This window comes from Streptococcus sp. UMB1203 (assembly GCF_030217725.1).
Taxonomy (GTDB): Bacteria; Bacillota; Bacilli; order Lactobacillales; family Streptococcaceae; genus Streptococcus.
The window spans coordinates 1-4,353 of sequence record NZ_JASOOK010000051.1; the positions used below are offsets into that span (position 1 = coordinate 1).

At 30.5% G+C, this 4,353-nt stretch carries 4 protein-coding genes; 2 read left to right on the forward strand and 2 right to left on the reverse strand.

All coding sequences use genetic code 11. The features are described 5' to 3' along the window. Both QP439_RS08695 and QP439_RS08700 read right to left on the reverse strand, forming a co-directional pair. Nucleotides 1–822 (reverse strand): carbohydrate ABC transporter permease (locus tag QP439_RS08695; protein ID WP_285389596.1); only part of this gene is annotated, 822 nt, incomplete at its 3' end. A 17-nt stretch (nt 823–839) separates the two neighbouring features. Then, nucleotides 840–1,757 (reverse strand): ABC transporter permease, encoded by a 918-nt coding sequence (locus tag QP439_RS08700; protein WP_000861542.1) that lies wholly within the window; start codon nt 1,755–1,757, stop codon nt 840–842. Nucleotides 1,758–1,959: 202 nt separating this feature from the next. Here QP439_RS08700 and QP439_RS08705 point away from each other — a divergent pair, with 202 nt between their 5' ends. Continuing rightward, nucleotides 1,960–3,630: a sensor histidine kinase gene (locus QP439_RS08705; protein ID WP_254754074.1), complete on the forward strand. Its 1,671-nt coding sequence runs from the start codon at nt 1,960–1,962 to the stop codon at nt 3,628–3,630. Next, nucleotides 3,611–4,353: response regulator (locus tag QP439_RS08710; protein WP_285389600.1), on the forward strand; the 743-nt coding region annotated here is incomplete at its 3' end. The genes QP439_RS08705 and QP439_RS08710, both read left to right, overlap by 20 nt.

Consider the following 4,353-nt stretch of genomic DNA (forward strand, 5'->3'; position numbering starts at 1 on the left):
AGCGGTTGAAATAACAATTGCTGCATATTTCATCATATCGGCTTTGATACGAAGATCTGATGCAACTTCTCCTGTTGCTTGCGATTGTAACATTTGATTACTAATTAGTAAACGTCGTAAAATTAATTGCAATGGTTGTAAATTTTCATTCGTTAAATAAATTAAAGCATTAAACCACGAATTCCAAATACCAACTGCAGTCCAAAGTCCAATAACTGCTATAATAGCTTTTGATAAAGGAACGACTATCTTAATAAAATAACGAATTGTACCACAGCCATCAATTTGCGCAGCCTCCCACATCCCATCTGGAATACTATTATTAAAGAAAGTTCTAGCAACAATAATATTGTATGATGAAACTGCAAAAGGTATTACCATTACCCAAAATGTATCAATTAGGCCAACATTCTTTACTGTTAAGTAGGTAGGAATCAAACCACCTGATACAAACATAGGGATTATGTATAGAATGCTCATCCACTTTCTACCAACTAATTCTTTTCTAGATAAAGCATAACCAGCTGGAATATTGACTACTAAAGCAACTAAGGTACCAACAACAGTATATAAAATGGTATTTAGATAGCTACGCAAAAATAAAGGTTGTTGAATAAGACGTAAATATCCATCTAATTTCCATTCTCTAGGAATAAACCATACCTTCCCATTTGCAACATCTGAAGGATTACTAAAAGATGCAATCACTACAAACCATAACGGATAAACAATTAACAGGATAAGGAAAATTGCTAAACCATAGGTAACTATATCAAATAATAATTCAGAGTTCGTTTTTCTTGATTTATGAAACCATTTCACCTTGAGCACTCCTTCCTTTAAAAAAGACCCGTTCTGGTATATCTTTTTGAGAACCAGTTAACAGATAACAAAATTATTAGATTAACTACCGTGTTAAATAACCCTATAGCTGTCGAATAACTATACTGAAAGTTCACCATACCAACTTTATAAACATAGGTCGAAATTATCTCACTTCCTGCTAAATTAAGAGGATTCTGTAGTAGTAACACTTTCTCAAAACCTACACTTAATAAACTACCTGCTCTTAATATTAATAGAATCATAGCAGTCGGCAAAAGCAATGGTAATTCTATATGCCGAATTTTTTGTAATCTAGAAGCGCCATCCATAGTTGCAGCCTCATAATATGTAGGATCAATTGCAGAAAGCGCTGCCAGATAAATAATACTATCCCAACCAATATGTTGCCATACATCACTCCAAACATAAACACCTGCAAAACTAGTAGGTTTTGATAAAAAATCTGGAATAGTAATTCCAACAGACTTAAATACATTTGCTAACAAACCACTAGTAGGAGATAAAAATAAGATAATCATCCCACACATAACCATTGTAGAGATAAAATGAGGTAAGTAAGTTGTCACTTGAAATATTTTTCTAAATTTCCCAACTCTTAACTGATTACTGATTATAGCTAGTATAATAGGCAAGGGGAATCCTACTACAATACTATAAAGTGAAATTTTTAATGTATTGAACATAGTTGTCCCGAATTGGAATGATGAGAAAAATTGAGTAAAGTACTTAAATCCTACCCACTGACTAGCAAAGATACCATTGGCTGGTGAATAGTCTTTAAATGCAATAATTAGTCCCAACATGGGAATATAGGAAAATAAAATTAATAGCAATATTGAAGGAAAAAGTAATATATATAACGGAATACTATGCTTTAATTTTATTTTATGAAGTTGAGATGCTACTTTCATGTTTTTCCTCCCATCTGATTTTCTACGATTATTTTACACCATATAGAATTCCCTTAATAGAACTTTTTGGACTAGGTTTATCAATTTTTCAGTTTTTTAATTTTAAAAACTATTACTTTTCCGACATCTTGATAAAACATATCTGTTTTGTTACATGATATCATATTTTCAAAGTGCTATAATTTTAATAGGAGAATAGTATATGAAATTAAATCACGACTTATCAAAAAAACATTCCATTCATTTTTTCTTTAAACTCCTACTTGTACTACTATTGATAAATATTTTAATCAATATTGCTATGAGTAACATAACCAGAAATTTTATTAAAAACCAAAATATAGTACACCTACGTAGTTCAATTGAAATTTATGCTGACTCTGTTAATGAAAAATTGCATTCTGTAGAACGCTTTATGTACTCAACAATAACGCATAATGAATCTTTAGAGAAATTAAATCATGTACAAACGTTTCTTGAGTATCAAGAAAATCTTAAAAAAGTTCAAACTAGCTTTACAGAGTTTGAATATCAAAATGAAACTCATATGACATTCTTATTAGAAACCGATAGTACTGATCATTTTATAAATGTCTCCAATCTTTATATTCCATATGAAGATTATCTACTATTAAAATCAAATCTAAAATCATTGCGTAGTGATATAAGTGACCGTAAATGGAAAAATGTAACTACTAAAAACAGCGAATACTTAGTTAAATCTGTTCATTACGAAGGAAAAATCATTTATGCCGTCATATCTTCAGAAGATATCCTAAAACCTCTAAGCAAACTTAATATTGGAAATAATGGTAAACTTTCCCTAAAAGAGCCTAACAATATTCCCTCCGAAAACTACCTAATTCATGCTCAGAATGAAAAAACGCATTTACCTTTCGATATTTATGTTTTAGTCGATTATGCCGAAGTCTTTAGAAATATCACACTCTTAGAAGTATTTTTATCAGCTGTTCCTATCATTATCACCATTTTATCAATCATCATTATCCTGTATATTCGTCAGTGGATGATTAAACCTATAACAAGACTCACTGAACGACTCTCTCAACTCGGAGACTCCATCCCCCCTTCTGAATTTTTTATATCTGAAGGTATACTAGAAATTGATAAGGCAAATGATAAACTTAATAAAGTAATATTTGATATGCAAGAATTAAAAATACGGGAATACCATTCACAACTAGAACTTAAGAAGATTGAGCTTAATTATCTTAAGAACCAAATTCGTCCGCATTTCTACTTAAATATGTTATCAATGATTCATAGTATGCTTCAAACAAAAAACTACAAGGAAATTGAAGAATTAACTATCCTAACTTCAAATTATCTCCGTCATTTATTTATGGCTAATCAAGATTTTTCAGAACTTAAAGATGAAGTTCAGCATATTAAAGATTATTTAGAAATACAACGAATTCGATATGGAAATAGCATCTACTTTTCACTAAACTACAATGATGACCTACAAAATACTCTTGTCCCATCATTACTTTTACAAACATTTATTGAAAACACAATCAAACACGGTTTTTCATTTCAGGATTTATTTACAATTTTATTATCAATAAAAAAAGTACAAACTGAGGACTCAGATTACATTCATATTTGTATCGAGGATAATGGTCCAGGTTTCTCTGAAGAAATTTTATCAAAACTAAATCAGAAACAGTCTCTAATAACAGAAGATGGACATCATATTGGGATCACAAACACCATCGAACGTTTAAATCTTCTCTATCCTAATGACTATAGTATTGCATTTGAAAATAATGAAGAAGGTGGGGCTAAAATTCTTTTACTTATTCCATACAAGATTATAGACGGAGGTTATAATGAACATCTTATTAGTTGATGACGATCGCTTTATCATTGAGGCTTTACGAGAGAAAATAAATTGGGATAAACTACACATTGACATTGTTTATGTTGCCTATAGCCTCACTCAAGCTCAAAATATTATTAGAGAGAATCCTATTGATCTCATGATAAGCGATATAGAAATGCCTCAAGGTAGTGGCCTCGAACTCTTATCGTGGATTAGAAATGAAAAATATGATATAAAAACAATTTTTTTAACCAATTACGCCGACTTCAACTATGCTCAAAAAGCAATTGAATTGCAAAGCTTTGAATACTATCTAAAACCCATTAACTTTGAAAAATTAGAATTTATTATTCAAAAAGCCATTAGTAAAATTGAGAATCATAACTTAAACGGAAAAAATGATGCACTTTTACAAATAGAAGATAACTTCTGGTATGATTACCTTAGAAAACCTCAAATTTCTCGCATTGATGAGCTAGAAAATATAGCAAGCAAACAAGATTTTATTCTTCAAAAACACCAGTATTTTTTTCTTGCAGTTTTAACAATCAATCTTAATGAAGAAGATTATTCTGCAGAAACTCCATCATGGACTTCTCAACTAAAAAGAGAACTTCAAAGAATTTCACAACCTTCTTATAAGCTGATAAGTCTATTCAAGATGGAAAGCCAGGTTGATCAATATGTTTGTCTCTTTAGAGTAGACTCATCCAAACGTAGCGACAAATTGGCATATGAGATTCATTCTCA